Genomic DNA, 19,197 nt, shown 5'->3' with positions numbered 1-19,197 from the left:
TCAGCGCGTGACGACGGGGAATTCGTCCAGCGCCGTCGAGGCCTGCTCCGCGATCTGCTGACCGAGCAGCGGACCGAAGACGATGATGACGAGCAGGATCACGACGAGCTTGATCGTCTGCGGCAGCGACTGGTCCTGAATCTGCGTCAGCGCCTGGGCAAGGCCGACAAGGATGCCGACAGCGAGCGCCGCGATGATCGCGGGACTGGACGCGAGCAGCACCGTCAGAAGGGCGCTCTGGACCTTCGCCAGGATGAAGTCATTGCTCATGCAAACCCTCCAGCGGCGTCAGACGTAACTCAGGATGAGGCCATGCATCAGCCGCGACCAGCCATTGATGGCGACGAAAAGGAACAGTTTCAGCGGGATCGAAATGAGAACCGGCGAGACCATGATCATGCCGAGCGTCATCAGGACATTCGCAACAACGATATCGATGATGAGGAAAGGAAGATAAAGCAGGAAGCCGATCTCGAAGGCACGGGTAAGCTCGGACGCGACAAAGGCCGGAACAAGGATCGAGAGATCATCGTCCTTGAGATTCTGCCGCGCCCGTTCCGGCCACAGGCGACTGGTGCCATCGAGAAAGAACTGCCGCTCTTCCGGCTGGGTGAATTTCATGAGATGTCGCTGCAATGGTTCCCTGACCAGTTGCGCCGCCCTGGCAAGGTCGTCCGTGGTCTGGAACTGAACTTGCCCTTCCTGAAGTCGCCCCGACATCTCGCTCAGCAACGGCGTGGTGACATAGACGGTAAGCACGAGCGCTATGCCGTAGAGCACCAGATTGGGCGGCATCTGCTGGACGCCAAGCGCGTTGCGGACGAGAAATAGCACAACCGAAATTTTCAAGAAGCCCGTCATCGTGACGACGGCCAGCGGCAGCAACCCGACAAAGCCGACAGCGATCAGAATTCCAAGCAGGTTGGGCGAATTCTCAAGCATTGTCGAACATACGGACGATCCGCACGCCCAGGTTTTCCCCAATCCGCACGATCTCGCCACGACCGACCCGCTTGCCGTTGGCGATGATGTCGACAGTCTCGTTCGTCACGTCGGTAAGCGTAACGATGGCGCCGGGCGCAAGCTGCCTTACCTCCCCGAGAGGCATCGCCGTGCGGCCGATCTCGAAGGCAAGCGCGACCGGCAGCTCGTCCAGAGTCGACTCTTCCAATGTCTGGCCGGCTGGCGGCGGCGTGTTCTGATTCATGGTCCACTCCCAATTCGATCCGGCGATTGCAGAAGGCGCGGCAAGCAATTGCGGCCCCCCGGCAGTCAAGGCCACCGGTGCATACAGGTGCTCGGCAATGATGAGTGCCGCGGTGCGTTCTTCCTCCGCATCCCTGAAAAGCACCACATCGCCAGGCTCCAGGCTTTGAAGCTCGCCAAGGCTGATCGTCAGCGCTCCACGCCGAAGGCAGACCAGCAGCGGGAATTCGGTCGGGATCGGCGGCCTCGCCTTGCCGATCTCGTCGAGAAGGCGGCCGATCCGAACCGCCAGGCCGGTGTCATTCGTGTTCAACACGCAGTCTATCGTTTCGTCGTTGCCAGTCAGCACAAAGGCCAACGGGGTTTGCTCGGAGACGGTATCTGTTCGTTCAACCGAGGTCAGTGCGATCCTCTCACCCAGCTTGTCCTCGATCCTTTCGAGATCTTCTTCGAATGCGGATTCCAGCAGCAGTGCGGCGTGAGTGGGCGCCAATCGTTTCATGTCGACCAGTTCGTCCGCCTTGGCGAGGGCCCTTTCGACGACAGAAAGCGGCAGGCGCAATTTGGCGACCTTGTCTGCGAGCGTGAACGCAATCGTGCACAGCCGCTGGTCCGCGGGGTTCGGCGCCGGCCAGACGGCAGCGATCGTCATTGCCTTCCCCGCGATGGTGATCTGCGCGGGAGTGCGGCGGCGGTAGAAGACATTCAATGCGCCGACGTCCACGGCCGCGACAGATTCCAGTGTCAACCGTTCGCCGACGCCCGGCAGTCTGGCCGGTTTTCCGCGCGCTTTCGTTTTTGCCGACGCCAGGGCTTGAGGCATTACACTTCCATATCCACGATCACGGATGGGGCTATCGTTCTGCGGGCAAGCGCGGCGGGCCGCGTTCCTCTTCCTCGAAAAGCTCGGAAAGAGCGAGGCGACGGCGCGCGCTGCGTTTGGTCAGATGCTCCAGCAGCCCGTCCAGCTTCGTCACCGCTTTCGTGCTCGCACGATGATCATCGCGGGCTGCCGACAACTCTACTTTCCGCCGTTCCTCGGCGACGCCGGCCATCTTCTCGTTTTCCCGCAACTGCCCGGTTTTTCTGGCAGCGATTTCGAACCGTCCTTGAAGTCGATGGAGGCTGGCAGCCTTTACCGGCTGTCCAACAAGCGAACCGAACGCCGCCTCTTCGGCGTCAACCGTGCGCTGGAGGTGTTCGGTGACAGCGGCGGCCGCCTCCTGAACCTCCCTCGTCGCCCGGTGCGCAGCGGCGTGCCTTTTGATTACGCCTTCCTTCGCGCGTTCTTCGCGGCGGCGTCTCAGGTCGCGCAATCGGGCGATCATGTCACGATCTTTCATTGACGATTTCCCGCATGCGTTGGCGCGTCTTCTCGATGCTCTCATGTGTGGCGGACCCCTGGCGCAGAAAGGCGTTGATGGCATCGATCTTCGCCACGGCCTCGTCCGCCAAGGCATCGCTGCCCTTTTCGTATTCACCGACCCGCAGGAGAAGTTCGATGTCGGCGTAGCGGGCAAGCAGCGCACGCAGGTGGCTGGCGTCGGACCGATGGGCCGGCTGCACAACCGCGTCCATGAGGCGGCTTCGGCTGCGCAAGACGTCAATGGCCGGGAAATGGTTCCGCTGCGCAAGTTCGTTCGACAGGAAGACGTGGCCATCGAGGAGCGCCTGAATTTCCTCGGCAACCGGATCCAGCGTGCCGTCGCCTTCCAGAAGAACGCTGTAGAGGCTCGTGATGGACCCGACGCGACCGGGGCCCGAGCGCTCGAGCAGACGCGGCAAGACCGCGAACAGCGAAGACGGAAAGCCGCGACGCGTCGGTGGCTCGCCCGAGGCCAGGCCAATTTCGCGCTGCGCACGGGCAAACCGCGTTATGTTGTCCATTGCAAGCAGCACGTGCTTGCCCTGGTCGCGAAAATATTCGGCAATGCTGGTCGCCACATAGGCGGCCTTGACGCGCTCGATGGCAGGCCGGTCGGAGGTCGCGACGACGACGATTGCGCGCTGCCGCCCTTCCGGCCCGAGCTGTTGCTCGAGGAATTCGCGCACTTCACGTCCGCGCTCTCCGACAAGGGCGACTACGGCCACATCGGCATCGGTGCCGCTGACGATATCGGAAAGCAGGATCGATTTGCCGACGCCGGGTTCGCCGAAGATGCCGACGCGCTGCCCGCGCGCGCAGGTGAGAAGCCCGTCGAGGGCGCGGATTCCGAGCTGGATCGGGTCGGAAATCAAGCTGCGTTCCAGCGGAGATGGCGGATAGGCATTGACCGGATAGCTGCCGGTGATGCCACCGGGCGAAAGCGGCTTGCCATCCAATGGCTCGCCGAACGCGCTGATCACCCGACCAAGAAGCCCGGGACCGACGGGCACCCGCTGGTCCTTGCCGGTCGCAACGACCTCCGTCAGGCTTGAAAGACCGGTCAGATCGCCAAGCGGAACAAGGATCGCCATGTCGTCCACGAGGCCGACGACTTCCGCCTTGGTCGTCTTGCCGGTCCTGGGGTCGACCAGTTCGCATATCTCGCCGATCCGGGCTTCCTCCATGGTCGCATGGATGACCGTGCCGGTGGCCCGCCGTACACGCCCCTTCCTGGGCCGGCTGGCATCGTCGCGGAGTGCGGAACGCAGGTTCGGAATGATGGAGGCCAGACGGCTTTCGATATCGACAGCGGGCTCGGTCATGGAACCTCCGCCTTTGACGCAATCGCGGCAGCCATGGCTTGGAGCTGCGCGTCGATGCTCGCATCGACGACGGCAAAGTCAGTCGAAACAATGCAGGCACCGGCCGCCAATGCGTCATCCGCGTCGATCTCGACCGTCATGCCCAGATCACTCTCGCGCAGGACCGTGTCCAGCTCATCGCGAACCCTGTCGACGGAAGCCGGATGAACCCGGACTTTCAGATATTTGGCGCGGCGAATTTCTGTCACGGCCTGCCTTGCGGCCTTGGCGACAAGCGTGCCGACGTCGAACTCTCCAAGCATTCGCCTGACGACATCGAGGGCGAGGCTGATGACTTCGGCTTCCAGCCCGCCAAAATAGCGATCCACCTTGACCGCTGTCTCGCTCATCAACCGCGTGGCGTCCGCATCGCCCTGCGCTTTGCCGTCTTCATAGCCCTGCGCATATTCAGCCGCATAGGCTCGCCGTGCGGCGTCACGCAACTGCTGCGCATCGCGCCTTGCTTCATCGAGAAAGGCATGCCCGTCTTGCAGCGCGCGCACCTCGGCGGCGCGCAGGATCCGGGCGTAGGGGCGCCTCGGGACGGCATCTGTCGCTTTGCCCGGTTCGACCATCGCGTCTAGCTCATCGCTCGCCGGACAATGGCGGGGCCGCGCTCGGCGAATTGTTCGGCCACCGTCTGGTCGACAAGCTCGTGCGGCACCAGCTTGAGGCGCACCCGCATGCTCGTATCGCCAGGCACCGCCTGGCACCAGGCGCCAAGGCAACTCAGGCCGTCGGCATAGACACGACCGTAAATGTCTTCCGGGGACTCCAACCGCTGCAGCGGACCGGCCAGATCGCGGTTGGCGACCGCGAAAGCGCAGAGATCCGTGCCAAGCGCTGCCTGCCACGCGGCCGCTTCGCGTCCAACAATGACGGCGGCCAGACTGCCGGCCCAGTAGATCGCGCCGGCGCGAAGCGCAAGTTCCTCCAGCGCCTCGCCTGAGGACAAGGCGATCGCCCGATCGACCTCGTCGGCCGGCTCTTCGATTGCTGAAGAGAGCCCATGACGCTCGATCAGAAGCTGCGACAATCGTTCATGCAGGCGTCGCGACCGCAGCATGCGCTGGCAGGCAGCCTCGCCGATCGTTCCGTCAAGGCATTCCGCGAGCCTGGCCGCATCCACATAGGATGCGGGGTTGGACACGAATGCCTGCCATTGCGGGCTGGCGGTTTGCTTCGAGCCGGTCTGGGTCATGTCTTCTTCACAGGCATTGCCGAAGCATCAAGCGCATAGACGCCGGGCTGTCGGTACCACTGCACGTAGGCAAGCCGGGCAGCCAGCGCGAGGATGGCCGCCGCCATGCCGTAGAACAGCCACATCGCGGCGACGACGCTGTCCGGATGCAGCCAGAGGCCGAGGAACGTCGTGAAGCCCGCCTCGCCGGTTCCCTGCTCGGGGGCCGTCGCCGTTACCGGAATGAGGGTGACGGAAACGTTGTCATAGGTCAGTCCGGCGATACCCTTGGCCACCAGCATCTTGACCTGTGGGATGAGCTCATTCATCGGAACCGATGCGCGATGCCGAATGAAGACGGAGGCAGATGACGGCACCAGCTGCTGTCTCAGCGGATCGTTTTCGGGCAAGACGAGATGAACACGCGCGGAAAGCACGCCGTCGATATCCGAGATCGTCTGCGACAGTTCCTGGCTCAGGCCATAGATCATCGCCGCCCGCTCTTCCACCGGCGAGGACACAAGCCCACCTCTCTTGAACACGTCGCCCAGCGTCTGGAATTCCTGTCTGGGCAATCCGCTTTCATCCAGAATCGCCATTGCTTCGGCGAACCGGTCTTTCTGCACGGAAACCGTCATTTTCCCATCTTTGGCGGTCTCGCGTTGGGCCGGAATCCCGTGGCGCACCAGCGTAGCCACGATCTCGTTGGCCTGCCGCTGGCTGAGGTTGGAATACAGCTCCACCGAGCACGCCTGCAGCACCAGCATACCCATGACAACGAGCCCAATGCGCCACCGGGCGCCGCATCGATTCAGTAGCGTTGACCGCCACGGCAGGGTTAGCGCTGGCACGAAACACTCCGTGGCATTTACTGTTGTTTGATCAGCGTGCTGGTCGATGACGTGACGGCCGTCACGCTGCTCGTCACCACCTCGAGATTGGCGGCTGCCCACATCACCGAAATGGATCGTTCGAGGAGTTGCTCGGCATTCCTTGCCGGGGAATTTTCGCCTTCCTTGCCTGGCAGGGCCGTCTTGCCGGTGGCCTCCGGCACCGTGGCTGCATCAGCGTTCACGGGGGCGTTCGCCTGGCCAAGCGCTTTCTGGACCTGTTGCATGGTTCCTTCCAACGACCGAACGGCAGAACCGAACAGTGCCGACGGATCCGTGGACGCTCCCCCGCCTGCCTTCTCGGTCTCGGCCAGATAGTCGAAGAGTTGGCGTTCGGTGATCGGCTCCGTCCTTTCCGGCTTGGAAGATTGCCCAGCCGTTGCCGGATTGGCACCGGACGACGCTTGTGCCACCTGCTGACCTGCCCGTGTGGCGACATCACCGCGCTCAGGCGTGTTGACCTTCACGGCGTCGTGCTTTTCCTGCTTGGCACCGACCATCCGGTTGCCAGGCTGCGCCGCGGCGCCAGCGGTGATCTGCTGTTGCGAGCTTATGCTGGTGGTCAAGTTTGCAAGCGTAGCCTCCAGGGCTCCAATCGGGGCGATCTGCATGAACCTGCCTCCCGTTCCCTAGTTCTTCGTGGCGGAGGGGACATCATACGCCTCCACCTGCCTTCCGCGGAAAACGCGGACCGAAACAACCTTGCCCGGCTCCGGCTTCGTGCCCGTTGCCGCGGGAACCCCGAGCGTTTTCCTGACCAGTTCGATGTAGGAGGGCGGCCCCGATACCGAGACGACATCGTCTTGCTTGGAAACCTTTACCGGAAACCTCGGATCGATGACGCCCAGCCGCGAAAGCCGATCTTCGGCGCCGGCAGCCGTGTTTGCATCAAGCGGGATCATTTCCGTCTGGATTTCGGCTTCGGTTGCCACGTTCATGACAATGCCGTCGAAATACCAAACCAACCCGTATCGACTGCAAATCTCTTCCAGAAACTCGCGGGCCGTTCCCACCGGCATGCCGGCGCTGAGGCGCCCCTTTACAAGCTTGCTGACACGCATGGGCACCCGCATGTTGCGGCCAAGCTCGACCAGCGCGTCTGTCACCGACTGGTCGACCGTGATGTACTTGTAGGGACCCGGGGGCCATCGCGGTTCGGCGGCTTGTGCGTGCTGCGAGGCAAGGCCGAGCGCCAGGACCACGGCAAGCCCCCAGCCGACAAAGGCAGCCCTGGCTCCCGACAACCGATCAGCATGGCGGACACTGCGTACCGTCAACATTGGTCCTATTGCAAGCAACCCACGAGTGATGACCCGCGTCGCTCGCTTCATGGTTTGCCCGCCGATTTCACTCTATCGTGCATACTGGAAAATTGGAAGTCCAATTGGACTACGCATTAACTTCCTGTGCCAAATGTTGCGAAGGACCCTCAAAGCGATATGGTGCGCGCTGGAATCAATCACCGGTTCGTGATCGCCGGTTCAATGCTCGGCGGAAGGGATCGGTCTCGGTGGCGGCAAACAAGATCTCGCCCGCGAACTGGGATGCTCTCGCAAGCGTTTTCGGAATCAGGATTCCGATCAGCCCGCCACTCATCCGGAGATTGGGTGCATCGCTATCACTCGCCGCCACGTTGATTGCTGCCATGGCGCCATCGCAGGCCCGATCGAACAGCGGTATGACCCCAGAAGTTGGGCTTACGATCCGGCAAGAAATGTGTTGGTCTCCCCTTCAGGTCCCGACCGAACTTCGGGCGAAGAAATTCGCTCCGGGTGGTCGGCAGTCCCAAGGGAGATCGTGCCTTTCAGCGAGACTCAACCAAAGGGATCGATCGTGATCAACACCACGGAGCGGCGCTTGTACTACGTACTGGGGGACGGCAAGGCGCTGCGATACGCGGTGGGCGTTGGCAAGGAGGGGCTGGAGTGGTCCGGTCGCGACACGATTTCGAGCAAGAGAGACTCGCCGGGCTGGCGGCCGCCGGCCGAAATGCGATCTAGGGAAGCATCCAAAGGCCGCCTCCTGCCCGCGCATGTCGCCGGAGGGCCGAACAACCCGTTGGGCGCCCCCGCGTTGTATATTGGAACACGCTCTATCGCGTCCATGGTACCAATCAGCCGTGGATCGTCGGAAAGGCTAACTCCTCCGGCTGCATCCGCATGACCAATGAAGACGTTATCGACCTATATGACCGAGTAAAGATCGGCGCCCAGATTATTGTCCGGCATTGAAACGTGATCCCTTTCAACATCAAGCAGCTCGAAACCTTTCTCCTTGTGGCGACTTTCGGAAGCTTTCGAAAGGCGGCGGAGCGCCTCAACACGACGCAACCCGCGGTCTCCACGCGAATTGCCGGCCTGGAAGAAGCGCTGGGTGCCAAGCTGTTCGAGCGGCAGAGCAGCACCGTCAGGCTGACCGCCGAGGGACAACGGCTGCTGCCACCCGCTCAAAGGGTCCTGCGCGTAGCGGAACGGCTGCAGCTGGCGGCCAGCTCTCTTTCAGAGACGGCAGGGGTGCTTCGGCTCGGGATTGCCGAATCCATCGTGCACACATGGCTTCCGGATTTTCTCAGGGAATTGCAGGCGAACTATCCGCTTGTCGATACGGATATTGTCGTCGATGCGACGACGACCCTTCGCAATGAACTCATGTCCCACCGACTCGATCTTGCAGTCCTCATGGGCCCCATTCTGGAATACAGCATCGAGAACATCGAGCTGCCAGGCTTTCCACTGGTCTGGGTCTGCTCACCGCAATTGAAATTGCCAAATCGACGCAAGCTGACGCTGAAAGACCTGATGCAGTTTCCAATCATCAGCTATGCGCGCAGCACGAGACCCTACAGCGAGCTTTACCGCAAGCTCACTGGCGAGTTGGAAGAGACGCCGCGTATCTTTCCGGCCAATTCCCTTGCCGCTTCCATCAAGATGACACTTAACGGTATCGGCATCGCCTCTCTGCCCGAGGAAGTCGTCCAGGAATATACGGCAAGCGGCAAACTGCGCATTGTCGACTGCGAATGGCACCCGTCCGACCTGCAGTTTACCGCCTCCTACGCTTCCGAACCCTCCAATCCGATAGCGGAGCGGGCGGCAAAGCTGGCCGCCTGCGTCGCACACGCCTATGCCGCGAGAACAGGCAAAGCCTAGCGCATGTTCGACGCGACGCGCTGGCGGACTCTGTGGTTGGCCGGCCGTTCCTCAGCCGACCGATATGGCAGGCAGATAGATGCGGTCGCCCGAGAAGATCATATCCGGACTCAGGATGTGATCCATGTTGAGCACCACCGTCTGCGCCACATCCGCTGAATGGGTCCTGGCGATCAGGCGAATAGAGTCGCCGTCCTTGACCTCGACCCACTGATAGCCGTCCTTCTCCAGCGTTGGATTCGTGCGGCCCTCGGGATTGCTGCTGCCCTCGGGATGAACCTCGACATAGTCGCCGGAAACCCAGCCGCTATGGATTTTGCCGTCCGGTCCGAAACCTTCGACGGGTATCCAGGCTTCTCCCGACGGATCGGTCGAAGGCTTCGCGGTCTGTTCGACGAATGTGCCCGGCTGCAGGACCGTGGCCACGGTCGAATCCCCGTCAGGCTGTGTCCGCAAATTCAGACCGTCATCCGCCAACACCACGAGCTGCGGGAAGTCCTCGGGTGGGGTTTGCGGCGGAACATCCGAAGGATTATCGGGTTGCTGGGACGAGGCATCGCCGTCCGGTTTTTTCGGATCGGGTGGAGAGGTCGGCGCGCCCTCCCAAGGCTTCGTCAGCAGGGAGTCCAGCGAGAAGAGAAGCATGCCAACGCCGAAGGTTATGCCCAGGGTCCACCGATCCCACGTACCCCATCTCTTGTCGGACTTTTCCGCCGCCGCGATGTCGGCATCGGTTCGCGGCACCGAACGGCGATTCATCCGGTCCGTCCTTATCGCCGACGCCCAGAACTCCGCACAGCCGAACGTGAACAAGGTGCCGGCGACCGTGGCGATGGGCGCCGGCCAGGAGTGCAACGTATAGACGGCGCAGCCAAGCACATAGCCGGGTCCAGCCAGGTGTTCGGCCACATTTCGGATCACCGGCCTGCCGGTGAACGACTGCAGCATCGACTTCGTGCCATAGACGATGTTGCCGAGCGTGAAGGTGCTGTTGACGACAAGATCCTTACCCTGGATCATCCCGGTCGCGGCACCTGGCGCCGCGGCGATGAATGTGGCCCCGCCGAGCGCGTTGAGGAATCGCCCGAACGGCTTGTTACCTGCGGTTGCATTGGGGAAGACCGCCTGCGCGCCGAAAACGAGGCCTCGCACGCCAAATGCCACCGCTCCGGCGGTGGCGGTCCAGGTTGGCGGCAACGAACTCCACAACGCGTAGGAGGTGGTCGACATGCCGCCAAAGGTGGCGAGTGCCTGAGCGTTTTCCCGCATCCTGGCATGGCTGAGGGCCAAATCGACGCTGGTGGCCTGAACCGGCGTCATCGCCTTTTTATGGGTCGCCCGATAGGTCGTCAGTTGCAGCACGGAAAGGTCGTTCATCTGCTCCGTCGACATCCAGGCAAACTGCGTGGGTGTGAACTTGCGCAACTGGCCAGGGCTCAATGCGCCAAGCTGCTTCGGCGTCAGCGCCGCTATCTGCTCCTTGGTCAGTGCCTCGACCTGGTGAATGGTCAGGGCACCGAGCTGCCCGGGGGTCAGCGCCGAGATGTGGTCCGGCGACAGCTTTGCCGTTGTCGCGGGATCATGTGCCGCGACAAGGTCGGGTTTCAACGCCGCGAACTGCGTCGCATCGAGATGGCCGAATTGGGCAGGTCTCATGGCGGCGAACTGTTCCGGCGTGAAGGCATTGCGTTGGTCATCGCCGAGCTTCGCGACCTGGTCAGGCGTCAGCTTGTGCACCTGCTCGATGGTCAAGGCAGCGATCTGCTCGGGTGACAAGGCGGCAACCTGATCCGGTCGCAAGCCGCTGATGCGGCCAGGGGCAACGGCCTGCAATTCGCCTGGCCCGATTGCCTGGAGCTGTTCGGCGCTCAGCGCCCGCAACTGCTTCGGTCGCAGCGCCTTAAGTTGATCAAGCGTCAGCTGCCCGATCTGCTCGGGGCTCAGTGCAGAAACCTGCTCGGGCGTCAGCGTGGCCATATGCTCCGGCTTGATGGCGTGCAACTGCGCGCCGCTCAGCCCCGAAATCTGATCGGTGGAAAGCGCCCTGACTTCCGGCCCGGTCGGCACCCGCATGGAAGCACCGCGTATCCACGGCAGCACGACGGCCTCGCCGGTGTCGGGGTCGTAGACCAATATGTGCGTCTTGTCCGCCAGTTCAGGAGCATCGGCCGGCGCGCGAGGCCCGTCGGAAGGCGGCACATAAACCTGTTCCGGCCCCCTCGGCTCGGTGCCCAGTATCGCCGCGATGATCGCCTTGCCACTCTCGTCCTCGAGCCGCAGGGTTCTGTCCGGACCGGTTCCGGCCGTCGCGGATTGGAGTTGCGGTTTTGCCGCGGCAGGTTTGTTGTGTCCGAAGATATTGCCGACGATTCCCGCATCGTCGAGCGCCCGCTGCAAGTCCGCCGAAGGCGGCGCATCGAGGAAAACCCAGCGCGGTTGATAGCGAGGGTTTTCGTTCCGCAGTGCCACGTCCTTGTTGATCTGCTCCTGCAATTTCGGCGTGAGCGGCACTTCGCGCATCTGCGCGACACCGTTGATCGTCGTCCAGCGATGGTAGGTCTTGACCTCGATCGCCTCGATCACATCGTCGCTCTTGAAGACGGGCGAATCCACATATCGCCCCCCTACTCCTGAGACAGGGTGGGAGCCACCGGGGTTGGCGTCGACCGGGAAATGCGCCTCTCCAAGCGAGCCATTGAGTTCGCGCGTATAAATCTCGCCGGCCTTCCATTTCTCGGGCTGCCGCATGTTGCGGACCTGCTGCAGCGAGTAGGTCGTTGGCGGCGCCGCCTCGATCGCCTTCCTGGCTGGCATTGCCTCTGGCGGCACGGGCTCGCCCTCCGACCGTCCCTGGCTGGCAGGCACATGGTCCTCGGAGGCGCCGCGCACCCACGGCAGGACGTATGTTTCTCCCGTCTCGGGGTCGCGGAACAGAATATGCGACTTGTGCATCAACTCCGGTTCGTCGCCGCGCGCTGGCGGTCCGTCGGCAGGCGGCACATAGACATTCTCCGCGCTCCTTGGCAGCGGTCCGTAGCGGGTGGCCGTCACGGATTGCCCGTTCTCGTCCCTGATCTGGATCGGGCCGCTTCGGCGGGTGCCCACCTGCGAGGAAAGCAAGGTCAGCACGCCATCGGCAACGTTCTGGCGCATGAAGCCGCCATCGACGATCGACGGGCCGAATTCCGTCCGGAACTGCTCGATCGCCGCGCGCTGGTCGGGTCTTGCGTTCTTTTCCAGTTCGCCGAGGAACTGCTCCAGGGAGGCCTTGCCGCCCTTCGGAATGCCCGTCGCCGCGCCATCGCGCGAGGTTTCCATAGCGTGGGCGAGCCAGGCCGGGATCGTCAAGGCCTCGGTTTGCCCGTCGGCGCGATCGAAGGTCAGTGTCGCGGTTTCGTTCCTGGCGATCGAAGGAGCGATGCTGGCCGCCTTGGACTTATACTGGATTCTCACCTCAGCGCTGAAAGCCACCGCACCTGCAGGCAGAGGAGGCGTCGAGAGTGAAAGCGTATAGCGGGTGGCCGGCGCGCCATGCGAACCGTAGAGGTTCTGATAGATGTTGCCGGCGCTCGGCATGTAGCGGGACTGCGGTGATCCGTCGGGTTGGAAACGCGCCGGAAGCCATGACTGCACCGTCGATTTCACCTTGTAGGCCGCGGACGTTACCATCCGGTCGGGATTGGATCCCAGCATGCCGGGCAGCGTGTTGCGATCGTTGAAGATGACATCGACCAGCATCGCCTCGGGGTTTACAACGCGAGCCTTCTCGCCGGTCAGCAGAACGATGTCTGCCGTGGGCGCCTTGCCCGGTACGGCCGAAAGTCGCAATCCGCTTAGCGTCGGCTCATCGACAAAAGAAACCGTGTTCGACGGATCGACCTGACCGGACTTGACGAGGTCACGGATCGAGCGGACGCCATCGCCCTGGCCGATGGCCGCGATGAGTTCGGATGCCTTCGCCGGATCCTTGACCGCGAACTGGATCTTCAGGCTTGTCGAGCCGAGAGCGGACTGGATCTGGTCGAATGTCTGCGTCGACACGATGTCGCCCGGCTGGAGCGTGTCCTTGACGGACAGTTCCGGGCGCCTCTCGAAGCCGACGCGCGGCATCTCGCCCACCGCCGCGACATGATTGGCCACGATCGGCAGGCGTATACCGGCCTTGGTCTCGGTCATGACACGGTCGAACGGAAGCGCGCCTTGCAGCTCGACGTGGCCGGAACGGTTTTCCGCCGGCACGCCAAAGAAGTCATGCTGGCCAGGTGCGAGCGTGACCCCCTCACCTTTGAGCAAAGGCGCGTAGGTCATCTCGATCACGGTGCCTTCGCCATCCGGCGTCATCCCGACGATGGCTGCATCCAGCGGCTTGGCGTCATAGCCGGACGCCTCGCTGAATATCGCCTTGCTCGCCTCGGCCGACAGATCGCTGCTGCGGACCGGGAAGGCCGTCTGATTGGACACCGGCCAGACGCCGGCCTGGAGGCTTGTGATGTTTCTGTATTCGCGTGCCCGGTAGGATACGACGCCCTGGGTGCCGAGCGCGTCCTTGAACGGCGACAGGCTGCGTTGGCTGACACTGTCGACGATCGACCATCCGATCATGCCGAAATCGGTCTTGGTTCCGACACCGAAGCCGACGGCCGCAATCGTTGGCGAGCCGATCCCGAACGCATCGCCGGTGTTCAACCGGGTCCGGAAGGTGACGCCGACGCGGAAGTCCGGCAGCAGGTCGCCAAGCGGCGTGCGCGGGATCTGGACGCCGTCCGGGCCATAGCGCTCGGCCATTTCGCGGCTGGAATAATAGCCCTTCTCCTGCTCGTAACGGGTGACCAGCTGTTCGGTGGTCAAGCCGTCGAGATACGCCGAGGGCGTTTTGGGATCCTTGCCGCTTGTGTAGACATACCCGCCTGTGTCGCGTTCAGGCGTGCCAGTGAAGCTGCGCGTTTCCGGATCCCACACGAGATGCACGGGAACCTCTGTCGCAGTCGGCTTGCTCGACACGATGATGGGATCGCCGTCAGTGGGGTTGGCTGGGCTTCGCACGGCCAAGCCATCTGAATCGCGGCCCGGCAGCATCGTCGGGTCACTGCTTCCAGCGCCTTCGGATGGCTCATGCAAGGCGATCGGCCGCGACGGCTGACTGTTGCCTGAGGGATCATTCTTGTCGCCTGTCGGTGGCGGCTGGTTCTGACCCTCTGACTTGCCGGCCGGCAGCGCGCGCTGACCAACTGGATTTCCGGCCCCCTCCCCAGCGCTGAAACCGGGCCCCGGCTGGCCGCTCGTTTCGCCGATCACCTCGCCCTGGATAACGATCTCATTCGGGTCCGGCATGACGTATTCGCCGGTGGGCCTGTAAACACCGTCCTGGCCCATAGCGTAGACCGCCCGCGGTCGCGGCCCCGAATCCGGTCCGCCCGGCGGTGGAAAGCCTGGCGCGGGAGTCGCGTCGCCGCCCCGGGGACCGGCCGCTCCAGGCATGTTGTACAGCAGCGAGCGGCCGCCAAGGCCCGTGCCGACCGCGCCGGTACCAATGCCCATGATGGCGTTCGCAAGTTCGGCAAATGACATTTCGCCGCCGTGCCTGGCCAGATCCTCCGCCGACCTGGCAAGCACCGGAATACCGGTGACCACGCCCCCGGCATCAAGGCCCCAGGCTGTGTTGGTCAGCTTGCTGCCGCTTTGCAGATAGCTCGCTGCCTGTTCGGCATAGGACGATTGCGTTACGTTTACGCGGAGTTTGCCAACGCCCCAGCTGGCGTCACTCATGCGCGCCATCCCAAATCCGCCTGCGAACGCCTCGGACGTGGACAGGCCGGCCCTTGCCAGGCCGAACGTGCGCAGGGCGCCGGCCCCTACGGGCAGGAACGCGGTCACGCCGGTGGCGACATTCCAGGCCGACTGACTATCGAAGTCGCCGCCCTGAAGCAGGTGCTCGCCTTCCTTGTAGAGGGTCTTGCCGCCAAGAGCCGCGCCGGAGGTGATCGCGATGGGAATGGCCCATTGACCGCCTGGAACGAACGAGACGATGGTGGCGGCGCCGGCCACGATGCCAAGACCGATGTCTGTGGCCTTGTCCCAGAAATCCACCTTGCGTGCGTCGGCGACCTCCACCTCGTCGAGCGAGAACCCATCGGCGCCGAGCTTCATATCGCCGCCCTTGGCCAGGATCAGCTTGCCGTTCTGGCTGAAGATGCGGTTCTCATGCTGGAATTCGTCGAAGCTGCCGTAGTATTTGCCGGAGCTGTCGACATAGCCGATTTCTTTTCCATCGTTCTTGATCGCGAACAACGCCGTCGACGATTCCATCCCGCCATCCAGCGAGAAGATCGGCACTACCTTGACCTCCGCGTTTTCGCCGGCACGGTCGGTGATCTCCCCGGTAACCTTCGTGACCCCCTCGCTCGATTCGTCGAGGCCGAGAGTGCGGGCAACCGTGCCCCTGAGTTCGCCGGGCTTGTATTGCTTGTATTCGCCGGTGAACCCGTTGTCGTACAGTTGCTTGAGCCGGACCTGGTAGCCGGCGAGCGCCTGATCCTTGTGCTCCTCGAAATACGTGTTCTTGAGCCGAGCCTCATGCTCCTCGTTGCCATAGGTCAGAAGCTTGGGGTTGCTTGCGTAGAAACCGTACCAATCGCGCGCCGCCACCATTGCTGGGCGGACATCCTTTTCCCATGTCTCCAGTTGAGTCTTTTCGGTTTCCGCCAGACCCCTGTCGATTTCCGCGGCCGCCACTTCGGGGTGCACCCACAGCCACTGGCCATCCATCTCGATCCGGACCGACTTGCCGCTGGCGCCGATTGCGCCCGGCCCACTCTTTTCGTAGGCAGCGGCAACCTCCGGCGCGACCCAAAGCTCGCGGCCATTCATCGTGATCTTTACCGGCTTCTCGCCCGCCTGCAGCGTTCCGGCGGGCGCTTCGACGGTTCCCCCGCCATGCTCGGTGATTGCTTTGTCGCGCGCCGTCGTCGCGTCGACGAGCTTGGCTTTCGCATCTTTCAGCTTCGCGTCGAACTGCTCGACCTGCACGCCGACGATCCTGGATTTGGCCGCCGCCAACGCCGATTGCGAACCTGTGCCGTTGGGTGTGCAGACCGGCGCCGAAGCCGAGCTTTGCGTCGACGCCAGCAACTCCTGCCACTGCTTGTTGAGCGGATTGTTACGGAAATCGTCCCTGATATTCTTGTCGCCGAGATCGTATGTCAGCGCATATTTCAGGACTGGCGTGTCGTTGCCGTCTTTGTCGCTGAAAACATCATTCTCATAGGTGTTTACGAGATAGAGCTGTCCATTCTCCTCGATCACTTCCTGCGATTTCAGTTTGCCGGTGAAGTCACCCTCGCCGTTCGTGTAGCCGTTCCAATCAAAATGGTGCGGATTTCTCTGCTTCGCCTGTGCGACCAATGCCTGCTTGATCGGTTCGACATTCACGGCAAGGTCGGCCGCATCCTTTTGCGCGACACCAAATTCCTCATACGCTTCAGCCAGAGTCACCTGGCTGGCTGCTGGCTCCTGCAGCCCTTTCAGTCCCTCGAGCCTGCCATTGATTTCTGCATACTCGGGGCTCCCGGATTTGACCCCGTATAGCTCCAATTCCGTCGCGCTGACCATCTGGTCGATCGTGGCCTTGTTGCCTCGCGCAGTATGTAGCGCCGCGTTGATGAAGAGTTGCGTCACCCCCGCGTGCTCGGCCCTGCCTTGCAGGTTGGTTTCCTCGCGGCTGGGCCCACCGGAAGGCCCGACGGACGGCTTGCTCGGATCGCTGAGTATCGGCAGGGTTGCCTGCTTGCCCAGGGCATCGAGAAGGCTCTTCTCGCCCTGTGCGTACTCTGCCCTGGCAGTGCTGGCACTTTGCAGCATGCTGTTGGCGGTAGTCAGCCGCTTTTGCGCATCCGCCAGCGTGCCTTTCGGCTCGGGGGCCTGCCATTGCAGCCCATACGGCGCCAGGACCTTATCGAGTGTCGTCTCGGCACTCTTCATGGCTCCCTTGTAATCGGGATCCAGCGCATAGACGTCGAGCTGTGCCGCGCTCTGCTCAGGCTTTGCCTGTGCTTCGCCGAGACGCGCTATCACAGCGTTCTCGGCGGCGATCGCCTTGGCAACTTCCGGATCAAACCATCGCCAGCTCCCATCGACCATCAGCGGCACCCATTTGCCGCCTGACGGAGCCGTAGCCGACGGCGGCTCGCCGAACGGGCCAACCGACGTGGCGCTGCCATCGAGATTTGGCGTCGCAGGCTTGCTACCGCCATATTTCTTGGTCGCATCCTTTACGGCCTGCTGCTTGTCTGCGACTTCTTGGGCGAGCTCGGGACTTGCCCCGCCCAGCACGCCTTCCAGGGTCGTCTTGAGAACCGTGTCGGTCTTCGCCTGCTCAGGCTCCTTGCTCTGCGGGTTGATTTTCATCAGCAGTTCGGCCAACGCCTGCTGCGCCGTGCCGACTTCGATCTTCAGGTCGCTGCCGGTGGTGTCGTTGTGCAGCGTCATGCTGCCATCGGGCCTGGTGGTCAGCGTGTAGCCGTTGAAGGTGACCTCGACAGTCGTGCGGGTGCCGTTTTCGATGGTGATCTTTTCACCGGCATGGATGACGTTCGGGTCGCGAGCCGAGCTGAAAAGCTCCGGGTTCGTCCGTCTGAGATCGTCGAGCGTCACGCCATATTTCCGCGCAATCAGGCTCAGCTTGTCGCCCGGCTTGACCTCGTACTCGACGGGCTTGCCGTCATTGATCTTCTCGGTGGTGGTCGTCGTCACCCGGCCGTCCTTGTCGGTGACGGTCTTGGTCTCGGTCCCTGTTTTCGGATCGACTGTCGTGGTCGTGGTTTCGCCCGTCTTGATGTTGCGCACACTGCTGCGGGTCCCGCCGTTGCCATCGACGGATCGCGAGGTTTCCTTGCCGTCGGCCGTGGTCACGACGGTGCGTGTGTCGTGCTGATAGTCATGCGAGTAGACAGTCTTGTCGCCAGTGTGCGCCTCGACGATTTCGACCGACTGCACGTCGCTATTGCTGCTTGTCTTGACCTGATAGCCGGCGGCCTGCAATTCGGCGATCACCTGCTCGCTGGTGAGACCGTTCTCCTGTGCGATCTGCTCGATACTTTTGCCGTCGGCCAGACCGTCCTTGATAGTCTGCGTGCTTTTCCCGCCTGGATCCTGACGGTAAGCCAATATGGTCTTGTGGCCGTCCGGACCGGTGACGGTGGTCACGGGAAGCGAAGGACCGGCGCCCGGCGTCACGGTTTCCACAGAAGCACCGTTGGGCAGCGATGTCCGCTCGGTAACGGTGCCCGTGCCAAGGTCGTCCTCATAACGCGTCGTGATGGCGCCGGTATCGGGATCGCGGCTGCTGGTTTCCTTGCGCCCGAGCCCATCCCGGATCGGCGTGGTGGTCGCAGTGCCGTTGGGCTGCTCCACGCTCGTATAGTAGCTGTCGTGCTGATAGTCGTAATATTGCGTGACGGTGTGGCCGCTGGCATCCGTGATTTTCGTCGCCTGCACGTCGCCATTGTCGCTTGTCGGATTGGTGGTCGACACGGTCATGCCACCGGACCTCAGCGCGGCAATAACCTGGTCGCGTGTCATGCCGCGGGCAGACGCAATCTGGTCGATGCTCTTGCCGCCGGTGACGTCGTTGACGATGTTGCGGGCAGTCGTCGCTTCCGCGGCGTTGTCTTCGGGCTTGCTCCCGTCAAGTTTCACCGACATCAGCGTGGGTGCCGCGAGATCCGTCCGCACATAGAGCGCCGGCGTCACCGTCGTGCCGTTGCCGGATGTGCCGTTGCTGGCGTTCAAAGCCGGCGCCGCCGGAGCGGCAACCTGCGGCGGCCGAAGGGAACTCAGCTGCGTATTCACCTGCGCCAGTTCCTGGCGGGCCTGCGCCGCCCAATCACGCTCGCCCATCCTGTTGGCAAGCCTGATCTGCTCCCGGAGCTTCGCCGCCTGCGCCTCCAGCCGCGCGATCTGCTCGGCGTTTGCCGTGGCGTTGACCTTTTGCGGCTGGAGCGGCGGCTTGGTGAGCGTTATCGAGCGAACCATCTGGACGACCTCCGGA

General features: G+C 62.7%; 13 protein-coding genes and 1 pseudogene. 3 read left to right on the top strand and 11 right to left on the bottom strand.

Annotated elements, in window-relative coordinates; translation table 11 throughout:
* Genes FJV77_RS22960 through sctQ form a run of 3 tightly spaced genes read right to left on the bottom strand, consistent with a single transcriptional unit; the run spans position 1 to position 2,029 of the window.
* Positions 1-270, bottom strand: coding sequence for a flagellar biosynthetic protein FliQ (locus FJV77_RS22960; RefSeq protein WP_023758730.1), 270 nt, complete (start codon positions 268-270; stop codon positions 1-3).
* Positions 271-288: 18 nt separating this feature from the next.
* Positions 289-942 carry a type III secretion system export apparatus subunit SctR gene (sctR, locus tag FJV77_RS22955; RefSeq protein ID WP_142868892.1) on the bottom strand — a complete coding sequence of 218 codons (654 nt, stop codon included), beginning with the start codon at positions 940-942 and terminating at the stop codon, positions 289-291.
* Positions 935-2,029, bottom strand: coding sequence for a type III secretion system cytoplasmic ring protein SctQ (sctQ, locus tag FJV77_RS22950; protein ID WP_142868891.1), 1,095 nt, complete (start codon positions 2,027-2,029; stop codon positions 935-937). The genes sctR and sctQ overlap by 8 nt, the downstream gene beginning before the upstream one ends.
* A 25-nt stretch (positions 2,030-2,054) precedes the next feature.
* On the opposite strand from sctQ, the gene FJV77_RS22945 reads away from it, so the two are divergent.
* Positions 2,055-2,552 carry a hypothetical protein gene (locus FJV77_RS22945; protein WP_142868890.1) on the top strand — a complete coding sequence of 166 codons (498 nt, stop codon included), beginning with the start codon at positions 2,055-2,057 and terminating at the stop codon, positions 2,550-2,552.
* Here the strand turns inward: FJV77_RS22945 and FJV77_RS22940 are convergent.
* The 7 genes from FJV77_RS22940 to FJV77_RS33055 form a co-directional block, all read right to left on the bottom strand.
* Entirely contained in the window at positions 2,536-3,894 is a 1,359-nt protein-coding gene (locus FJV77_RS22940; protein ID WP_142868889.1) for a FliI/YscN family ATPase, read from the bottom strand. The genes FJV77_RS22945 and FJV77_RS22940 overlap by 17 nt on opposite strands.
* Positions 3,891-4,508: a type III secretion system stator protein SctL gene (sctL, locus tag FJV77_RS22935; RefSeq protein WP_142868888.1), complete on the bottom strand. Its 618-nt coding sequence runs from the start codon at positions 4,506-4,508 to the stop codon at positions 3,891-3,893. The genes FJV77_RS22940 and sctL overlap by 4 nt, the downstream gene beginning before the upstream one ends.
* A 5-nt stretch (positions 4,509-4,513) precedes the next feature.
* Positions 4,514-5,134, bottom strand: coding sequence for a SctK family type III secretion system sorting platform protein (locus tag FJV77_RS22930; RefSeq protein ID WP_142868887.1), 621 nt, complete (start codon positions 5,132-5,134; stop codon positions 4,514-4,516).
* Positions 5,131-5,964 (bottom strand): type III secretion inner membrane ring lipoprotein SctJ, encoded by an 834-nt coding sequence (sctJ, locus tag FJV77_RS22925; RefSeq protein ID WP_281408594.1) that lies wholly within the window; start codon positions 5,962-5,964, stop codon positions 5,131-5,133. The genes FJV77_RS22930 and sctJ overlap by 4 nt, the downstream gene beginning before the upstream one ends.
* A 17-nt stretch (positions 5,965-5,981) precedes the next feature.
* Positions 5,982-6,614 carry a hypothetical protein gene (locus tag FJV77_RS22920; protein WP_142868885.1) on the bottom strand — a complete coding sequence of 211 codons (633 nt, stop codon included), beginning with the start codon at positions 6,612-6,614 and terminating at the stop codon, positions 5,982-5,984.
* Between the two features lie 18 nt (positions 6,615-6,632).
* The gene (locus FJV77_RS22915; RefSeq protein ID WP_246691351.1) at positions 6,633-7,109 is read right to left on the bottom strand and encodes a type III secretion protein; all 477 of its coding nucleotides are present in this window, start codon (positions 7,107-7,109) and stop codon (positions 6,633-6,635) included.
* Between the two features lie 349 nt (positions 7,110-7,458).
* Positions 7,459-7,650: a hypothetical protein gene (locus FJV77_RS33055; RefSeq protein WP_246691350.1), complete on the bottom strand. Its 192-nt coding sequence runs from the start codon at positions 7,648-7,650 to the stop codon at positions 7,459-7,461.
* Between FJV77_RS33055 and FJV77_RS22910 the strand changes: the two are divergent.
* Together FJV77_RS22910 and FJV77_RS22905 are read left to right on the top strand one after the other, a co-directional pair.
* Positions 7,615-8,234, top strand: a pseudogene (locus tag FJV77_RS22910) (L,D-transpeptidase). The gene FJV77_RS33055 and the pseudogene FJV77_RS22910 overlap by 36 nt on opposite strands.
* A gap of 3 nt (positions 8,235-8,237) precedes the next feature.
* Positions 8,238-9,152 (top strand): LysR family transcriptional regulator, encoded by a 915-nt coding sequence (locus tag FJV77_RS22905; protein WP_142868884.1) that lies wholly within the window; start codon positions 8,238-8,240, stop codon positions 9,150-9,152.
* A gap of 51 nt (positions 9,153-9,203) precedes the next feature.
* Here FJV77_RS22905 and FJV77_RS22900 read toward each other — a convergent pair whose 3' ends face one another.
* Positions 9,204-19,181, bottom strand: coding sequence for a LysM peptidoglycan-binding domain-containing protein (locus tag FJV77_RS22900; protein WP_142868883.1), 9,978 nt, complete (start codon positions 19,179-19,181; stop codon positions 9,204-9,206).
* Positions 19,182-19,197: the final 16 nt, after the last annotated feature.

Origin of the sequence: Mesorhizobium sp. WSM4306, from assembly GCF_007003975.1 — a bacterium.
Classification (GTDB): domain Bacteria; phylum Pseudomonadota; class Alphaproteobacteria; order Rhizobiales; family Rhizobiaceae; genus Mesorhizobium.
This window is presented reverse-complemented; position numbering and strand designations above follow the sequence as displayed.

Bases quoted from the DNA above. Each gene is read 5' to 3' on its own strand.
- sctQ (WP_142868891.1), bottom strand. From the start codon at position 2,029: ATGCCTCAAGCCCTGGCGTCGGCAAAAACGAAAGCGCGCGGAAAACCG.
- FJV77_RS22920 (WP_142868885.1), bottom strand. From the start codon at position 6,614: ATGCAGATCGCCCCGATTGGAGCCCTGGAGGCTACGCTTGCAAACTTG.
- sctR (WP_142868892.1), bottom strand. From the start codon at position 942: ATGCTTGAGAATTCGCCCAACCTGCTTGGAATTCTGATCGCTGTCGGC.
- FJV77_RS22900 (WP_142868883.1), bottom strand. From the start codon at position 19,181: ATGGTTCGCTCGATAACGCTCACCAAGCCGCCGCTCCAGCCGCAAAAG.
- FJV77_RS22930 (WP_142868887.1), bottom strand. From the start codon at position 5,134: ATGACCCAGACCGGCTCGAAGCAAACCGCCAGCCCGCAATGGCAGGCA.
- sctL (WP_142868888.1), bottom strand. From the start codon at position 4,508: ATGGTCGAACCGGGCAAAGCGACAGATGCCGTCCCGAGGCGCCCCTAC.
- FJV77_RS22940 (WP_142868889.1), bottom strand. From the start codon at position 3,894: ATGACCGAGCCCGCTGTCGATATCGAAAGCCGTCTGGCCTCCATCATT.
- FJV77_RS22960 (WP_023758730.1), bottom strand. From the start codon at position 270: ATGAGCAATGACTTCATCCTGGCGAAGGTCCAGAGCGCCCTTCTGACG.
- FJV77_RS33055 (WP_246691350.1), bottom strand. From the start codon at position 7,650: ATGGCAGCAATCAACGTGGCGGCGAGTGATAGCGATGCACCCAATCTC.
- FJV77_RS22945 (WP_142868890.1), top strand. From the start codon at position 2,055: ATGGGGCTATCGTTCTGCGGGCAAGCGCGGCGGGCCGCGTTCCTCTTC.